Source organism: Bradyrhizobium septentrionale (genome assembly GCF_011516645.4).
In the GTDB taxonomy this organism is placed as follows: domain Bacteria; phylum Pseudomonadota; class Alphaproteobacteria; order Rhizobiales; family Xanthobacteraceae; genus Bradyrhizobium; species Bradyrhizobium septentrionale.
Genome location: NZ_CP088285.1, coordinates 4,956,622 through 4,971,077 on the forward strand (window position 1 = coordinate 4,956,622; position 14,456 = coordinate 4,971,077).

General features: G+C 66.1%; 11 protein-coding genes and 1 pseudogene. 6 read left to right on the forward strand and 6 right to left on the reverse strand.

The features are described 5' to 3' along the window. Positions 1–1,362: a metallophosphoesterase family protein gene (locus tag HAP48_RS25330; RefSeq protein ID WP_166209207.1), complete on the forward strand. Its 1,362-nt coding sequence runs from the start codon at positions 1–3 to the stop codon at positions 1,360–1,362. Positions 1,363–1,383: 21 nt separating this feature from the next. On the opposite strand, the gene HAP48_RS25335 is transcribed toward HAP48_RS25330, so the two are convergent. The 4 genes from HAP48_RS25335 to HAP48_RS25350 all read right to left on the reverse strand — a co-directional run bounded on the left by HAP48_RS25335 (position 1,384) and on the right by HAP48_RS25350 (position 4,775). After that, positions 1,384–1,596, reverse strand: a complete 213-nt coding sequence (locus HAP48_RS25335) for a hypothetical protein (RefSeq protein WP_166209204.1) — start codon at positions 1,594–1,596, stop codon at positions 1,384–1,386. 803 nt (positions 1,597–2,399) lie between these two features. Then, on the reverse strand, positions 2,400–2,774 hold the full coding sequence (locus HAP48_RS25340) for a response regulator transcription factor (protein WP_166209201.1): 375 nt from the start codon (positions 2,772–2,774) through the stop codon (positions 2,400–2,402). After that, positions 2,771–3,649: a S1C family serine protease gene (locus HAP48_RS25345; protein WP_166209197.1), complete on the reverse strand. Its 879-nt coding sequence runs from the start codon at positions 3,647–3,649 to the stop codon at positions 2,771–2,773. The genes HAP48_RS25340 and HAP48_RS25345 overlap by 4 nt, the downstream gene beginning before the upstream one ends. 97 nt (positions 3,650–3,746) lie before the next feature. Continuing rightward, on the reverse strand, positions 3,747–4,775 hold the full coding sequence (locus tag HAP48_RS25350) for an AraC family transcriptional regulator (RefSeq protein ID WP_166209194.1): 1,029 nt from the start codon (positions 4,773–4,775) through the stop codon (positions 3,747–3,749). A 260-nt stretch (positions 4,776–5,035) separates the two neighbouring features. On the opposite strand from HAP48_RS25350, the gene HAP48_RS25355 reads away from it, so the two are divergent. Together HAP48_RS25355 and HAP48_RS25360 are read left to right on the forward strand one after the other, a co-directional pair. Continuing rightward, positions 5,036–5,485: a cupin domain-containing protein gene (locus HAP48_RS25355; protein ID WP_166209191.1), complete on the forward strand. Its 450-nt coding sequence runs from the start codon at positions 5,036–5,038 to the stop codon at positions 5,483–5,485. A 119-nt stretch (positions 5,486–5,604) separates the two neighbouring features. Continuing rightward, positions 5,605–7,098: a flavin-containing monooxygenase gene (locus HAP48_RS25360; protein WP_166209188.1), complete on the forward strand. Its 1,494-nt coding sequence runs from the start codon at positions 5,605–5,607 to the stop codon at positions 7,096–7,098. A 12-nt stretch (positions 7,099–7,110) separates the two neighbouring features. On the opposite strand, the gene HAP48_RS25365 is transcribed toward HAP48_RS25360, so the two are convergent. Further along, positions 7,111–7,836, reverse strand: coding sequence for an alpha/beta hydrolase (locus tag HAP48_RS25365; protein WP_166209185.1), 726 nt, complete (start codon positions 7,834–7,836; stop codon positions 7,111–7,113). 154 nt (positions 7,837–7,990) lie between these two features. Here HAP48_RS25365 and HAP48_RS25370 point away from each other — a divergent pair, with 154 nt between their 5' ends. Both HAP48_RS25370 and HAP48_RS25375 read left to right on the forward strand, forming a co-directional pair. Next, positions 7,991–8,971, forward strand: a complete 981-nt coding sequence (locus HAP48_RS25370; RefSeq protein ID WP_166209182.1) for a helix-turn-helix domain-containing protein — start codon at positions 7,991–7,993, stop codon at positions 8,969–8,971. A 20-nt stretch (positions 8,972–8,991) separates the two neighbouring features. Next, positions 8,992–10,058, forward strand: a pseudogene (locus HAP48_RS25375) (maleylacetate reductase). A 6-nt stretch (positions 10,059–10,064) separates the two neighbouring features. Here HAP48_RS25375 and HAP48_RS25380 read toward each other — a convergent pair. Continuing rightward, positions 10,065–11,519, reverse strand: a complete 1,455-nt coding sequence (locus tag HAP48_RS25380) for a GH1 family beta-glucosidase (RefSeq protein WP_166209179.1) — start codon at positions 11,517–11,519, stop codon at positions 10,065–10,067. Between the two features lie 235 nt (positions 11,520–11,754). Between HAP48_RS25380 and HAP48_RS25385 the strand changes: the two genes are divergently transcribed. After that, positions 11,755–14,421, forward strand: coding sequence for a M1 family metallopeptidase (locus HAP48_RS25385; RefSeq protein ID WP_166209176.1), 2,667 nt, complete (start codon positions 11,755–11,757; stop codon positions 14,419–14,421). Positions 14,422–14,456 lie beyond the last annotated feature (35 nt).

A 14,456-nucleotide genomic window follows, 5' to 3' on the forward strand; every position in this document is an offset into this window, starting at 1 on the left:
ATGCATGATGCAATTCCGTCTCTGTTGCCGAGAAATTCGGGCCACCAGTTCGTGCTCTATGCCGATTCCTGCTCGGGGGTAGCAGGCGCGCTGCATGAGCGCACCTTCGCCGCGGTGAATGATGTGGTTCGCCGGCTGCATCCGCAGCCCGAGTTCATTCTCTTTCCCGGCGACGAGATCATCGGCCTCACGGCGGACGCCGGTGCGCTGCGCGCACAATGGCAGCATTGGCTCGACACCGAGATGGGATGGCTCGACCGGCGTGAGGTGCCGATGTGGCACACCACCGGCAACCACACTACCTATGACGCAATGAGCGAGGCGGTGTTTCGCGAGGTGCTGAAGCTGCCGCACAACGGCCCGCCCGGTCAGGAAGGCCTGTCCTACTGGGTTCGCCGCGACGATCTTCTGATGGTGTTCGTCCATACGCTGTGGAGCGGGCTCGGTGGCGAGGGGCATGTCGAGACCGACTGGCTCGAATCCGTCCTCGCCCAGCACGGGGATGCCAGGCACAAACTGGTGCTGGGCCATCATCCGGTATTCCCCATCAATGGTTACAGCGGCGCCTATCAGCGCGAGATCGGCCACGAATACAGTGCGCGCTTCTGGGATATCCTCGTGCGCGCCGATGTGACCGCCTATCTGTGCAGCCACATCCTCGCCTTCGACGTTCAGGTCCATCGCGGCGTGCTGCAGCTCTGCACCGCCGGCGCGGGCACCGCGCACCGGATGCCCGAGGGCATCGAGTATCTGCATTGCGTGCAGGCCGCGCTCGATCGGGACGGCCTTCGCTATCAGGTGCTCGACACCGAAGGCGTCGTGCGCGAGCGGCTCGCATGGCCGCTGCCGTCGTTCGATCAGGCGTCGTGGTCGCCACTGCCGCGCGGGATGAGCCCTGCGCCATCATCCGGAACGCCGGCGCCCGCCACGATTATCGCCCTGAGCTTATCGGGCCGCACCGCCGCGGCCGCCGCCGCGCCACAAACGCTGCTCTGCACGCCCGCACCCGGGATGATCGCGCCGCTCTGGCTCGGATTGCGCGGGCCGAAACAGACGCTGACCTTGATCCTGGGACGCGAGCAGGGGCGCAGTCCTCATTACTGGATCGGTCCCGAGCTCGGCGCCGACGCCGATTTCGCGCTCGATGTTGCCTTCTACCTCGATATGGGACCGGGCGGCGTGCTGTGGCGACGCAGCGGCGACACGCGCTGGACGTCGTGCACGGCGATATCGGCGACAGGGCTCGAGCGTTTTTCCTGGCCCGCAGTCTGGAGCGTCGGCTGCGGCGAGGGCGGGCCGGACGACCGGCGATACGCCGGGCCGCGGCTCGATGTTGCTGCGGCTGTCATCGCATTGTCTTGAGCGAACGCGGTGGCAACCGGCCTAGCCAGGCTCTCTCGGCTTCGTCCGCACGGCGCCTTTCAATTCGCGATCGATCAGCGTGCAAACCCGGCGCCGCGCCAACAGGTCGAGTCTCGCGCGCGTGATCCCTCGCTTGGTCTTGCCGTTGATGTCGAACGACCAACTCCAGAGGTCGGGTTCGATGTTGGTGAGGGTGTATTCAATGTCCCGGTGACGATCGATCAGCTTCTTCATGCCGTTTCTTTTTGTGAGCTGAGCCTGCATAGCCAGATCGCGAAGGCGTCTGTATCCGGACGACTACCTACGCAATTGGTCTAAGCGTCCGCATGGCGGAATTTTCGCAATCACTGAGTTGGGGTCGTTGTCCAGTGGCTGCGTGAAAAATATTTCGGTTTATCGGAATGAAAATTCCGTGTATAAGCGACGCATCTCACCCGATCGAGGGGCGCTGCGCATCGTCACGGGTGTTGCGGTGAGATGCGGTGGACGCCGAGCGTGGCACTGACGAGGGCACGCGAAGCGGACGGTGAAGTCGTGTGGTCCTGACGCCCTAGCGGCCGGTGTCTTTTCGCAAAGCGCGAATGCTCCTTGCGAAGACGGTGACAAACAAGCCCAGTCTCGCCGGGGAGAGCACGTATAAGCCGTAACCCATCGCGCAGGGAAAGCCGGATTGCTCCGGTTACACCTGTGGTCCTACCCCCGAGCTTTCTACCTTTGCTCGGGGCCCATGGGTGCAATCGGCACCCGGCTTTCCCTGCGCCCTCTGTTCAAGAGAGGGCGGAATGAAGAGCAAAGCTCGGACAAATCATGTCGCGAGAATGCTGATCTGCGAGTTCATCTGAAGTTGAATCGCGCCACACACTCGGTGTCGTCCTTGCGAAAGCCAGGACCCATTACCCCAAATCTCAATTGTTGCGCGACGCTGCGGCCGCGATCCCGTTCATCACCAAATGCGGTGGTTATGGGTCCTGGCTTTCGCCTGGACGATGAAGGGATAGATATCAATCCGCCAGAATCAACCTTGTACGTCCCACCCTTCACAAATTGATCACCCCGCGCCGCGCGGCGTGGGCGACGGCGTCGGTGCGGCCGGTGGCGTCGAGCTTGTCGAGCAGGGAGCCGACGTGAAACTTGGCGGTGTGGACCGAAATCCCGAGTCGCTGCGCGATCATCTTGTTGGATGCGCCTTCGGCCAGCAGCGCCAGCACATCCAGCTCGCGCGGCGTCAGCTCGAAGTCGCCGGCACCTGCGGCCTCGCGGTTGCGGGCGACGATCGCAGCCGTTGCCTGCTCGCCCGGCGCGGCCAACCGCAGGCCGGCAACGCTGCCGAGCAGCGTCGCCAGCCGGTCGGCCACCGCGGGATCGTCGATCTCGAGCGCGATGACGATGTCGGGGGCCGGCTCACTGCTCACGTCTCGGGCCTCTCGCCAACCGTGACCTTGACGTTCAGCGGCTCGCCGCCGCGATGCACGGTGAGCTCAACCACGGTGCCGACGCTTTGCGGCCCGAGGCCGCGCGACAGTGCCCGCACGCCCGACAGTTTCTCACCGTTTACGGCAACGATCACGTCGCCCTGGCGGATGCCGGCAGCGGCCGAGGGCCCGGCCTTGTCGACATTCATCACCATCGCGCCGAGGCCGTCGTCGAGACGGACCGGCTGCAACCCGACGCCGAGATATCCGCGCGCGATGCGGCCGCTTTTCTCCAGCTGCGTCGCGACCCGCTCGATGGTTGCGGCCGGGATCGTCAGCACGCGGCGCGGTCCGAGCACGGCCATGCCGAATGGCTCGCCCGCGGCATTCAGCGCAAGTCCGCCCTGCTGGCTGTGCCGCAGCCGGACGTCCAGTTCGATCCGCGCGTCGATCTCGCCGCCGCGCAGGCTGCGCCACGGCGCGCCGGACAACGAGACCATGCCGAGCCGCGCGGTCGGCGCGCCGCGGTCGGCGGCAAGGATCACCGCGAGCGATCCCAGCGCGGGGATCTCTGTGGAAAGCTTGATCGGCGCGACGTCGCCGCCGACGCGCAGCAGCGCGACGTCGGTGGTGTGGTCGCGCCCGACGACGGTTGCTGGCCTGCGGCTGCCGTCGGCGAATTGGATTTCGACCTCGCCCTCGTCGGCGAGGGCTTCGTCGGCGGTGACGACAAGCCCCGCCTTCCAGACAAAGCCGGATGCGCGCGCGCGATGCGAATGCACGGAGACGACCGCGGGCGTAGCGCGCGCAATGGTCTCCGAAAGGGCTGACGACAGCGAGGCGAGGGTGGTCGGTTCGGCGGTCGGTTCGGTCATGGGAAACTCCGTTGGCTTCCCTCAATCTGGGATGTCGCGGCTGACCGCGATACTGGCCGGATGGGCAGGGCCCGGCCACATCGCTCGGAACCGCCGCTCAGCTCAGCCGCTGCAGGGTCGTCTTCGGGCTCTCGCCGAACTTGGCGCGGTAGGCGCTCGCCATCCGGCTCAGATGGGTAAAGCCGAGGTCGAACGCAATATCGACGATGCGTTCGCCCGGCCGCGCCGTCTTTAGCCGGGCGTTGAGATGGGCGAGGCGGATGTCGAGCAGCATCTCGGACACGGTGGTGCCGAAGTGGCGGCGGAAGCCGAGTTGCAGCGCGCGGATGCCGGTGCCGGCGATCTCCGCAAGCTCGGCGAGGTCAAGCGGCTCGGTCGCGCGCGTCTCCAGATAGGCCCGCACGCGCTTCAACGCCGCCGGCTGGGCCTCGGCGCGGCCGTTGAAGACATCGATTGCAGAACTCAGGCTGTGCCGCTGCCCGTTGAGCAGGGCGTTGAGAAACGACTCGCGCCAATCGGCGGCCGCGATCGCGGACAAGGTTTTGCGCGGCCCGAGCTGCTCGGCGACCGCAACGAGTTGCTCGATCCTGGCCGAGAGCGTCTGCCCGAGCGGCCCGGTGAGCGCGACGGCCGGATCGAACTCGACCGGCCGGACCGCGACGCCGCCAAGGGCCGCGGCGCGATGCTCGACCAGCTTGCGGTCGAGCAGCACGATGAGTTGGGCGCAGTCGCCGCGCCAGGTCATCTCGGTCGGAATGGTCGGCGACAGCAGAGAGGCGCAGTGTTGCGGCCCCGTGGTGAGCTCGCGCGCGGCGGTCCGGATCGTCGCCGAGCCGGACAGCGGCATCTGCAACAGGAAGAAGCGGTCGAGGCAGCCGGGATTGATCGTGACCGATCCGCCATAGGCGACATAGTTGACCGAGAACCCGTCGAAGCCTGCGCAATTGTGCTGCGCGGAGAAATCGCGCTCGGAGTGATCGACCGGCGTCAACTCGTGTGGGCAGAAGATGCGGCCGATCGCTTCAGCCGCGTCATCGACGCGCGCCGTCGCGACGCGCGCGAAATCCGTGAGCCTCGTCCTTGTCGAACTTGCCCTTGCCGAAACCTCGTTGCCCGTCGCAGTCACGCCGGCCGTCCGGAGTTGTTTGAGGTCTAAAACATCATGCAGCCTAGTGCATCCGCCGGCAAAGGGGAACGCCGTTTCGTCGCGCAATCTGCCCGATCGGCGCGCAGGACGATGCGGCGGCATTGGGCAGACGCCCTGCTCGACGCTCCCGCATTGCAGCATGATCGTGTCGGGTCGGGATTCGTTTATCGGCTAGACAGCCCTTCCGGCTGGCGACAGGCTCCGTGTCCGCAAGACGCATCAAAACTGGAGAGGCTGACATGGGCACGCTCGAGAAAGGCATTACCCGAACCGGCACCGGCTACGGCGGCAAGACCTGGAATATTTTGGGCCAGGTTTATTATCCCAAGGCGGTCACCGACTCGACCTTCGCGTTCGAGACCAACAGCGATCCCGGCCAGTTCGTGCCGGTGCACGTCCACCCGACCCAGGACGAATTCATCCTGGTGCAGGAGGGCGTGCTCGACCTCAAGCTCGACGGCGTCTGGGTGCAGGCCAAGGCCGGCGACCTCGTGCGCATGCCGCGCGGCATTCCGCACGGCTATTTCAACAAGTCCGACAAGCCGGCGCGGGCGCTGTTCTGGGTGTCGCCGATGCAGAAGCTCGAGGCGCTGTTCGACAAGCTGCACAATCTGCAGGACCCCACCGAAGTGGTGCGCATCTCCGCCCAGCACGAGGTGGACTTCCTGCCGCCGGAAGCCAACGACTAGGCCTGGGGCCACAAACAATACGCACGCGAGGCGGCAATCGCCGGAGCTGGCTCCGGCGATGACGGAGACGCGTGCGCCTTGAGGAAATTGGACCTGTTCATTCAATTCGGAGCGGTTTCATGGTCAAGCAGAAGCATGTGTGCGTGATCGGCGCCGGCATTTCCGGGCTCGCCGCCGGCAAGGCCTTTGCCGGCCGCGGCCACAAGGTGACCATCATCGAGCGCAGCGGCGATCTCGGCGGGGTCTGGGAGCCGGCGCGCTCCTATCCCGATGTCCAGACCCAAAGCCCGAAGGATCTGTATCGTTACACCGACAAGGCGATGCCGGAGGCCTATCCGGAATGGCCGAAGGGCCCGCAGGTTCATGCCTATCTACGTGACTATGCGCGCAGCCATGGGCTCGACGGCGCGATGCGGTTCGACACCAGGGTCGAGGCGATGAAGCGCCGCGCCGACGGCAGGCCGGGCTGGACGCTCGAACTGCGCTCGACCGACGGCGCCGCCGGCCATGAGGATTTTGACTTTGTCGCGGTCTGCACCGGGCAGTTCAACGAGCCGCAGACGCTGCCGCTTGCTGGCGAGGACGGCTTCAAGGCGCAGGGCGGCCAAATCTTGCACTCGTCGCAATACAGCGATCCTGATCTGGCCAAGGGCCGCAAGGTCGTCGTGCTCGGCGGCTCGAAATCGGCGACCGACATCGCCGTGAATGCGGTCAATTCCGGCGCCAGCGAGGTCACCATCGTGTTTCGCGAGCCGGTCTGGCGTATCCCCTATTTCGTCGGTGGCCTCGTCAACTTCAAGCGCATCCTCTACATCCGCGCGCAGGAGCAGATGTTTGCGAGCTGGGGCATCGGCCCGATGGCACGGCTTGCGCATGCCGTCGCAAAACCCTTGGTCTGGGCGAACTGGCGCGGGCTCGAGAGCATGCTCAAAATGCAACTCAAGCTCAAGCAATGCGACATGGTGCCGAAGGAGCGGATCGAGGACGGCGTCAACTGCGCGGTGCCGATCGCGACCCCCGATTTCTATCCGATGGTTGCCGACGGCCGGATCAAGGCGGTGCGCGGCACGTTCGATCATTATGATGGCAAGACCATTGTGATGAACGGCGGCCAGCGTGTCGCGGCCGACGTCGCGGTGCTCGCGATCGGCTACAAGCTCGGTGTGCCGTTCCTCCCCGAGGAGTATCAGAACAAGCTGGTCGAGCCCGACGGGCAGTACCGGCTCTACCGGCTGATCGCCAATCCCGATCTGCCCGACATGGGATTTGTCGGCTTCAATTCGAGCTTCTGCACGGTGCTGTGCGCCGACCTCGCCGCGAACTGGCTGGTGCGCTATGCCGACGGTCAGCTCGCGCACCAGCCGAGCGCGGCCGAGATGCACGACAACATTGCGATGATGCTCAACTTCAAGCGCGTCGAGCGGCCGGCGGCGGGCGTCTATGGCGGGCTGTGCGTCGCGCCCTACCACTTCAAACATTTCGACGAGCTGTTGGCGGACATCGGCACCAAGGCGTCGCGCCGCAACCCGCTCGTCGAAAAATTCACGCCGCCTGACGCGGACGCCTATGCGCGCTTCCTGGCGACCGCGCCGGAGTACAGGGCGGTCGCGTAGCTCCGACGTGGTTCAGTCGCGGCCGGCGTCGAGGAAGGCTTGCGCGAGGCGCTCCGGATTGGAGAAGCACAGCTCGTGGCTGCCGGGCACCTGGACCAGACGGAACAGCCCGAGCTTCTCCGACAGCCGCGGGTGCCAGGGCAGGCTGTGCGGCATCGCCGTATCCTCGGTGCAGTTGACGTAGGATTTCGCGATTGGCATCTCGGCCGGATTGGTCTTCAGCGCGATCTTGTCCTGGAAGGTCTTCAGGGGATGCGGGTTGAGCTTGTCATAGGCGCGTTGCGCCGTTTCGAGGTCGGCGTCGTTGATGAAGGCCTCACGCCAGATCGGGAACGGCAGGACCACCGAGCCGTCGCCGCGTTCGGCATAAATGGCATCGAACAGGCCGCGATAGTGCGGCGGCACCATATCGTTGAGGCATTCGCCATTGTTCGGCACGAAGGCGTTCCAGTAGACCAGCCGGCGGATGCGATCCGCGGCGGCGTCGGCAACGCCGGTGATGATCATGCCGCCGTAGCTGTGGCCGACCAGCACGATGTCCTTGAGGTCGTGCTCGGCGAGATAGTCCACGATCGACTGGATCGCCTCGGGGAGGCCGGAATCCTTCCTGTCCCCGGGCCGGTTACCCCTGATGGTCGGGGTGTGGACGACGTGGCCGTCCCTGCGGATTGCAGCCGCAACCGGCTCAAACTCGGCGCCGGTATGCCAGGCGCCATGGACGAGAACATAGGTCGACATGTTGTACCTCCCTGCGTGGTTTGGTTAGATCGATTGCGGCGTCCGGGACGGCCCGGGATACGCGCCGGGTTCAAGCAGTTCCTGATGGATATTGACCCGGGCCTACGGAACGCGCTTGGCTGTAACCGAACCGGATTGGGCTCGGAGTGAACTGATGCAGCAAATCGCCGCCGCGGATCGCTCGCGCAGGCTGAGCTGGAATACCGCGGACACCAGGCCGGGCGAGCAGTTCGCCTATTACCGCGAGGCGATCTGCCAGGCCTTCATGAACCTGACGCCGGAACCTCCGGCGACGCCGGGCTTCCTCGCCCGCGTCGAGACCGTTGCGCTCGGCGACGGTGCGGTCAACCGGGTCAGCTTCCCGGAGCATGTCGTGCGGCGCTCGGCCGCCGACATCGCGGCGTCGAGCCGGCGCTGCTACTACCTCAATCTCAAGCTCGCCGGCCGCTGCCGGATCCGGCAGGCAGGGCGCGAGATCAGCCTGTCGCCGGGGCAGGTCGGAATCTTCGACAGCGGGCAGCGGTTCTCGCTGCTGCACGACCGCGGCCCCGCGCTGCAGGTCGCCTCGTTCTGGGTGCCGGCCGAGGCGCTCGATGAACGGCTGCCGTCGGCGCCGGAGGTCGCACCGGCGCGGGTCTCAGACGATCCGTTCGTCGGCCATCTGATCGCCGAGACCGCGCAGGTCCTCAACACCTCGGCGCTCCGCGCATCGGATGCGGACAACGCGCGGCTGTTCGGCGTGCTGCTCGATCTCGTCGCGCTCAGCCTGTCGCGCAGCAGCCGCGCCGGGGTTGCCGAGAGCGCCGGTCTCGCGGATGCGACATGGCTTGCGCTGCGCCGCGCCGTGGACCGCAGGCTGCGCGAGCCCGGGCTTGGCGTTGCCGCCATCGCGGCCGGGATCGGCATCAGCGAACGTTATGTGCACAAGCTGTTCGAGCGCGCCGGCACCACGTTTGCCAGCTATTTGATGGACCGCCGCCTCGACGGCGCCGCGCGCGACCTGAAGGAGCCCGCGATCGCCGGACGAGCGATCGGCGACATCGCGTTCGACTGGGGTTTCTCCGATCTGTCGCATTTCACCCGTCGCTTTAGGCATCGCTTCGGCTGCACGCCGCGCGACTGGCGCCGCAGCTAACGCAGGGTTCAGAATTCACGATGCCACAATCCTTCACCTATCAGGTCAGCCCGATGCGGGTCGTGTTCGGGGTCGGCACGGTCGCCGCGCTGGCGGACGAACTCGATCGGCTCGGCGTCGCCCGCGCGCTGGTGTTGGCAAGCCGGCGGCAGCAGGCCGAGCTCGGCGATCTCGCCGCATTGACCGGCGGTCGCGTGGCCGGCGTGTTCGATGGCGCTGTGGTGCACACGCCGGTCGCGGTGACCGAACAGGCGATGCAGGCGGTGCGCGATCTGAGGCCCGACGGCGTGGTCGCGATCGGCGCGGGTGCCGCGACCGGCTTGAGCAAGGCGATTGCGCTGCGCACCGATCTGCTGCAGCTGATCCTGCCGACCAGCTATGCCGGCTCCGAGATGACGCCGGTGCTCGGCGAGACCGTCGACGGCGTCAAGACCACGCAATCGTCGCCGAAGATATTGCCCGAGGCCGTGATCTACGACGTCAACCTGACCCTCTCGATGCCGGCCAAATTCTCCGCGATATCAGGCCTCAACGCGATCGCGCATGCGGCCGAGGCGCTGTATGCGCGGGACGGCAACCCGATCACCGCGCTGATGGCCGAGGAAGCGATCGCAAAGCTCGCGTCATCGCTGCCGGAGGTCGTGGCGCGGCCGCGCGATCTCGACGCGCGCTCCGATGCGCTGTACGGCGCGTGGCTGTGCGCGGTCTGTCTCGGCACCGTCGGCATGGCGCTGCACCACAAGCTTTGCCACACCGTCGGAGCGCTGTTCGACCTGCCGCATGCCGAGACCCATGCGGTGCTGCTGCCGCACACCATCGCCTACAACGCGCCGGCCGCGCGTGAGGCGATCGGCCGCGCCGCGCGGGCGCTTGGCGGCGCTGACGCCGCCGATGGCCTGTTCGATCTGTCGGCAAGGCTCGGCGCGCCGCGCTCGCTCGCCAGATCGGCATGCCCGAGGACGGCATCGCAAAGGCGGCCGCGCTCGCGACCAAAAATCCCTACTGGAATCCGCGGCCGATCGAGCAGCAGGGAATCAGCGAGTTGCTCAGGCGCGCGTGGTCCGGCGCGCGGCCGCAATTCGGCTAGGGCGTGTCACACCCCGATCGCGTTGCGCGCGATCACGTCGCGGTAGAATGCGGCGCTCAGTTTCGGCACGCGCGCCTGGGTCTCGAAATCCACCCGATAGAGGCCGAAGCGCTTCTCGTAGCCAAAGATCCATTCGAAATTGTCCATCAGGCTCCACAGGAAATAGCCCTGGACCGGGACGCCGTCGGCGGTCGCGCGCTGCAACTGGGCGAGGTAGTTGCGCAGGAACATGATGCGGTCGAGGTCGTAGATCTGCCCGTCCGGATGCACCTTGTCCTCGCCGGAGGTGCCGTTCTCGCTGATATAGATGCTCTTGATGTTCCAAAGCTTGGCCGCAATCCGCGGCGCCCAGTAGATCGTCTCCGGCGCGATCCGCAGCCAATCCGAGCTCATATGCGGGAACGAGGCCGGCATCGGCAGCGGCTTCCAGCCGGGGGCGCTGTCGGTGGCGAGGACGTAGCAGTGCGGCGCGTAGATGTTCAGCCCGACGAAATCGTTGGGCTGCGAAATGATCTTCAATTCCTCCGCGGTGAATTTGGGCGCGTCCGCACCGGCATATTGCAGAAAGGCCTCGGTGTACTTGCCTTCGAGGATGACGCCGAGGAAGCCCGCGTTCAGCTCGCGCGTCGCGATCTCGGTGGCGCGGATGTGCTCCGGCGTGTTGATCGCGGGCACGCAGGCGGTGATGTTCTCGGCCGGACCGACCCGCGTGCCGGCGCGCCCCTTGGCGCGGATCGCCTGCACCGCGAGGCCGTGCGCCAGCGCAACGTTGTGGCGCGCCTGGTTCACCTCGGCCGGCGGCAGCTTCAGCCCCGGCGCGTCGACGCCGAGAGCATAACCGAATGGCAGGAAACGCCCGACTTCGTTGAGGGTGAAGATGTTCTTCACCCGATCGGTCAAGCGCTGCGCCACATAGCCGGCGTAGTCGCCAAAGGCCTTCGACGTATCGCGCGAGCGCCAGCCGCCGACACGGTCCTGCAGCGCCTGCGGCAGGTCCCAGTGATAGAGGGTGGCATAGGGCTCGATGCCGTTGGCGAGCAACTCGTCGACCAGGCGGTTGTAGAAGTCGAGGCCCTTCGGGTTCGGCGCGCCGGTGCCGTCGGGAAACACCCGCGGCCAGGCGATCGAGAAGCGATAGGCCCGGGCGCCGAGCTCCTTGATGAGGCGGACGTCCTCCTTGTAGCGGTGATAGTGATCATTGGCGCGGTCGCCGGTCGAGCCGTCCTCGATCTTGCCCGATGTGTGGCTGAACGTGTCCCAGATCGACGGGCCGCGGCCGTCCTCGTTGACCGCGCCCTCGACCTGATAGGACGATGTCGCGGTGCCCCAGACGAAGCCCGCCGGAAAGCTGGCGCCATTCGGCCGCGGAGCGCGGTTTGCGGCCTCGGCAGGCGCCGACAGGCCGAGCGCCGAGAGGCCTGCAAGGCCCGCAAATTGCCGGCGCGAGAATTGATCGAACATGATTGTCTCCCGTCGCCGGTCGCTGCGGCTGGAATGCCAGCCTCAGGTTAACCTTCCACCCCGCCGTTGAGCAACAAGGCAGGCCGAAGCCAGCGCGCACCAATCGATGCGAACCGTTGTGATGGCAATGTCGCGGAGTTGTCAGTTCTGTGGCGACACTTTCTGCTCTAGATTGCCCGTCAGGTCCTCCCGGAATGCCACCCCGAAATTTCCGAGATATCGTGAGCCGCGCGCGATGAACAAGCCTGCAACCCACGTCCAAACGGCGCTGCTGCGTCGTCTTGCCACGGCGATCGGCTTGCTGGTGGCAATGGCCGCCGGCGCGCAGGCCGAGCAGACATTTTCGTTCGACAGCACACCCGGGAAGTTGCCGAAGACGGTCGTCCCATTGAATTACGCGATCGAGCTGACGCCGGATTTCACGAGCCTCGCCTTGCCCGGCGTCGAGACCGTCGACGTCGAGGTGCGCGCGCCGGTTGCGCAGGTGACGCTGAACGCGATCAACACGACATTCGCCGAGGTTACGATCGACGACGGTGTGCAGCGCGCGGAAGTCGCGACCGACGCTGCGGCGCAGACGGCGACGCTGACCTTCGCCCAGCCGCTCGCGGCCGGCCGCCACAGGCTGCGCATCGCTTTCACGGCGCAGATCAACAAATTCGGCACCGGCCTGTTCTCGGTCGATTATCCAACCAAGGCCGGGATCAAGCGGCTGATCTCCAGCAAGCTGGAGCCGGCCGATGCAAGGCGGATATTTCCGTGCTGGGACGAGCCGTCGTTCAAGGCGAGCTTTGCGCTGACCGTCGTGATCCCGCGCAATCTGCTCGCGGTCGGCAACATGCCAGTGACGAGCGAGGTGCCGGTCGCCGACAATCTCAAGAAGGTCACGTTCGCGCCGACACCGAAGATGTCGAGCTATCTGTTCGTGCTCACGATCGGCGAGCTCGAGCGGGTCACGGCGGATGCCGGCGGCGTCACCATCGGCGTGGTGACGACGGAGGGCAAGAGCGGGCAGGGCCGGTTCGCGCTCGATAGCGCGGTGAAGCTGCTCGCCTATTACAACGACTATTTCGGCGTCAAATATCCGCTGCCGAAGCTCGATCTGATCGCCGTGCCCGGCGGGTTCGGTGGTGCGATGGAGAACTGGGGCGGCATCACCTTCTTCGAGAGCCGGCTGCTGTTCGACCCCGCGACCTCTGCGGAGACCGCAAGGCGCGGCATCTTCGCCATCATCGCGCACGAGATGGCGCATATGTGGTTTGGCGACCTCGTCACCATGGCGTGGTGGGACAATCTCTGGCTCAACGAAGGCTTTGCCAGCTGGATGGCGACCAAGGCCTCGCAGCAGTTCTATCCGCAATGGCAGAGCTGGCTGAACGGCTACGGCGCCAAGCAGTTCGCCATGGCGCTCGATGCGCGCCGCACCTCGCATCCGGTGCAGCAGCCGATCGCCGATCACAGCGAAGCGGTCACGGCGTTCGACGCCATCACCTACAACAAGGGGCAGGCGCTGATCCGCATGCTCGAGACCTATCTCGGCGAAGCGGCGTTCCGTGACGGCATCCGCAAATACATGGCCGCGCATGCCTACAGCAACTCCACCACCGCCGATCTCTGGCAGGCACTCGAGCAGTCCGGCGGCAAGACCATCACCGGCATCGCAGCCTCCTTCACCGCGCAGGACGGCGTGCCGCTGGTGGTGGCCGAGACCACCTGCGATGGCGCCGCGCAGCGCCTGACATTGCGGCAGGACCGCTTCGTGATCGCCCCGGCCGACACAGCGCCGCTGCCGGCCCGCAGCTGGCAGATTCCGGTTGCGGTCGGACCGGTACGTGGCAAGCCGCTTGACGAGATCCTGCTGCAGGGCAGTGCCGATATCCCGGCAGGCGCGTGCGGCGATGCGATCAAGGTCAATCTCGGCGACATCGGATATTACCGGGTCGAATACGGCCCGAAGAACCGTGCGGCGTTGCTGAACGCATTCCCGCAGATGCAGGTCGAAGACCGGCTCAATGTCGTGACCGACAGCTGGGCGTTGGTGCAGGCCGGCCGCGCCGAGCCGGCATCCTATCTCGCGCTGCTCGATGCGCTCGATGCCGGCGATCATCGCGCGGTCTGGGATCAGGTGATCTCGACCTTCGCCGCGCTCAACCGGCTGTCACGCGATCGCGCCGAGCGACCGGTGATCCAGGCCTATGCCCGCGCCAAGCTGCGCCCGGTGTTCGATCGGATCGGATGGGATGGCGGCGGCTCGGGAGACGACGACACGGCGCTGCTGCGCGCGAGCCTGATCTCGACGCTTGGCGACCTCGGCGACGCCGCTGTCGTGATTGAGGCGAAGCGGCGCTTCGCCTCATTCCTCGACGATCCCAGCTCGCTTCCGACCACGCTGCGCGATGCCGTCGCCCATGTCGTTGGCATCACCGCCGATCGGACGACCTATGACAGGCTGCTGGCGCTGGCGCGCAACAGCACGGCGACCAATGAGCGGCTGCGCTATTATTTCGCCGCGGCAAGCGCCCGCGATGCCGAACTGGCGCGCGCGACGCTGGCGTTGACGCTGACCAATGAGTTGCCCGACACGATCGTGACCGGAATGATCAGCACAGTTGCGTCAGCAGGCGAGCAGCCTCAGCTGGCCTGGGATTTCGTCCAGACCAATTTCGATACGTTGCTGGCAAGGCAGGGACCGAACTTCCGCGACCAGTTCGTGCCGAACTTCATGACCAATTTTACCGATCCGGCCCACGCGGCGGAGCTCGCTGCGTTCGCCCCGTCGCAATCGACCAGCGGCGGACGGGTGATGGTGGCGCGAGCCTTGCAAGCAATCGCGATCTCGGCCGACCTGACCACACGCGTGCTGCCCGCCGCCGGCGCCTGGATCAGGGCGCACAAGCCGTGAGCTGGCGAGGGAGTTTCCGGCGGCGCGCGATGCGG

Bases quoted from the DNA above. Each gene is read 5' to 3' on its own strand.
- HAP48_RS25330 (WP_166209207.1), top strand. From the start codon at position 1: ATGCATGATGCAATTCCGTCTCTGTTGCCGAGAAATTCGGGCCACCAG.
- HAP48_RS25335 (WP_166209204.1), bottom strand. From the start codon at position 1,596: ATGAAGAAGCTGATCGATCGTCACCGGGACATTGAATACACCCTCACC.
- HAP48_RS25345 (WP_166209197.1), bottom strand. From the start codon at position 3,649: ATGACCGAACCGACCGCCGAACCGACCACCCTCGCCTCGCTGTCGTCA.
- HAP48_RS25355 (WP_166209191.1), top strand. From the start codon at position 5,036: ATGGGCACGCTCGAGAAAGGCATTACCCGAACCGGCACCGGCTACGGC.
- HAP48_RS25360 (WP_166209188.1), top strand. From the start codon at position 5,605: ATGGTCAAGCAGAAGCATGTGTGCGTGATCGGCGCCGGCATTTCCGGG.
- HAP48_RS25365 (WP_166209185.1), bottom strand. From the start codon at position 7,836: ATGTCGACCTATGTTCTCGTCCATGGCGCCTGGCATACCGGCGCCGAG.
- HAP48_RS25370 (WP_166209182.1), top strand. From the start codon at position 7,991: ATGCAGCAAATCGCCGCCGCGGATCGCTCGCGCAGGCTGAGCTGGAAT.
- HAP48_RS25380 (WP_166209179.1), bottom strand. From the start codon at position 11,519: ATGTTCGATCAATTCTCGCGCCGGCAATTTGCGGGCCTTGCAGGCCTC.
- HAP48_RS25385 (WP_166209176.1), top strand. From the start codon at position 11,755: ATGAACAAGCCTGCAACCCACGTCCAAACGGCGCTGCTGCGTCGTCTT.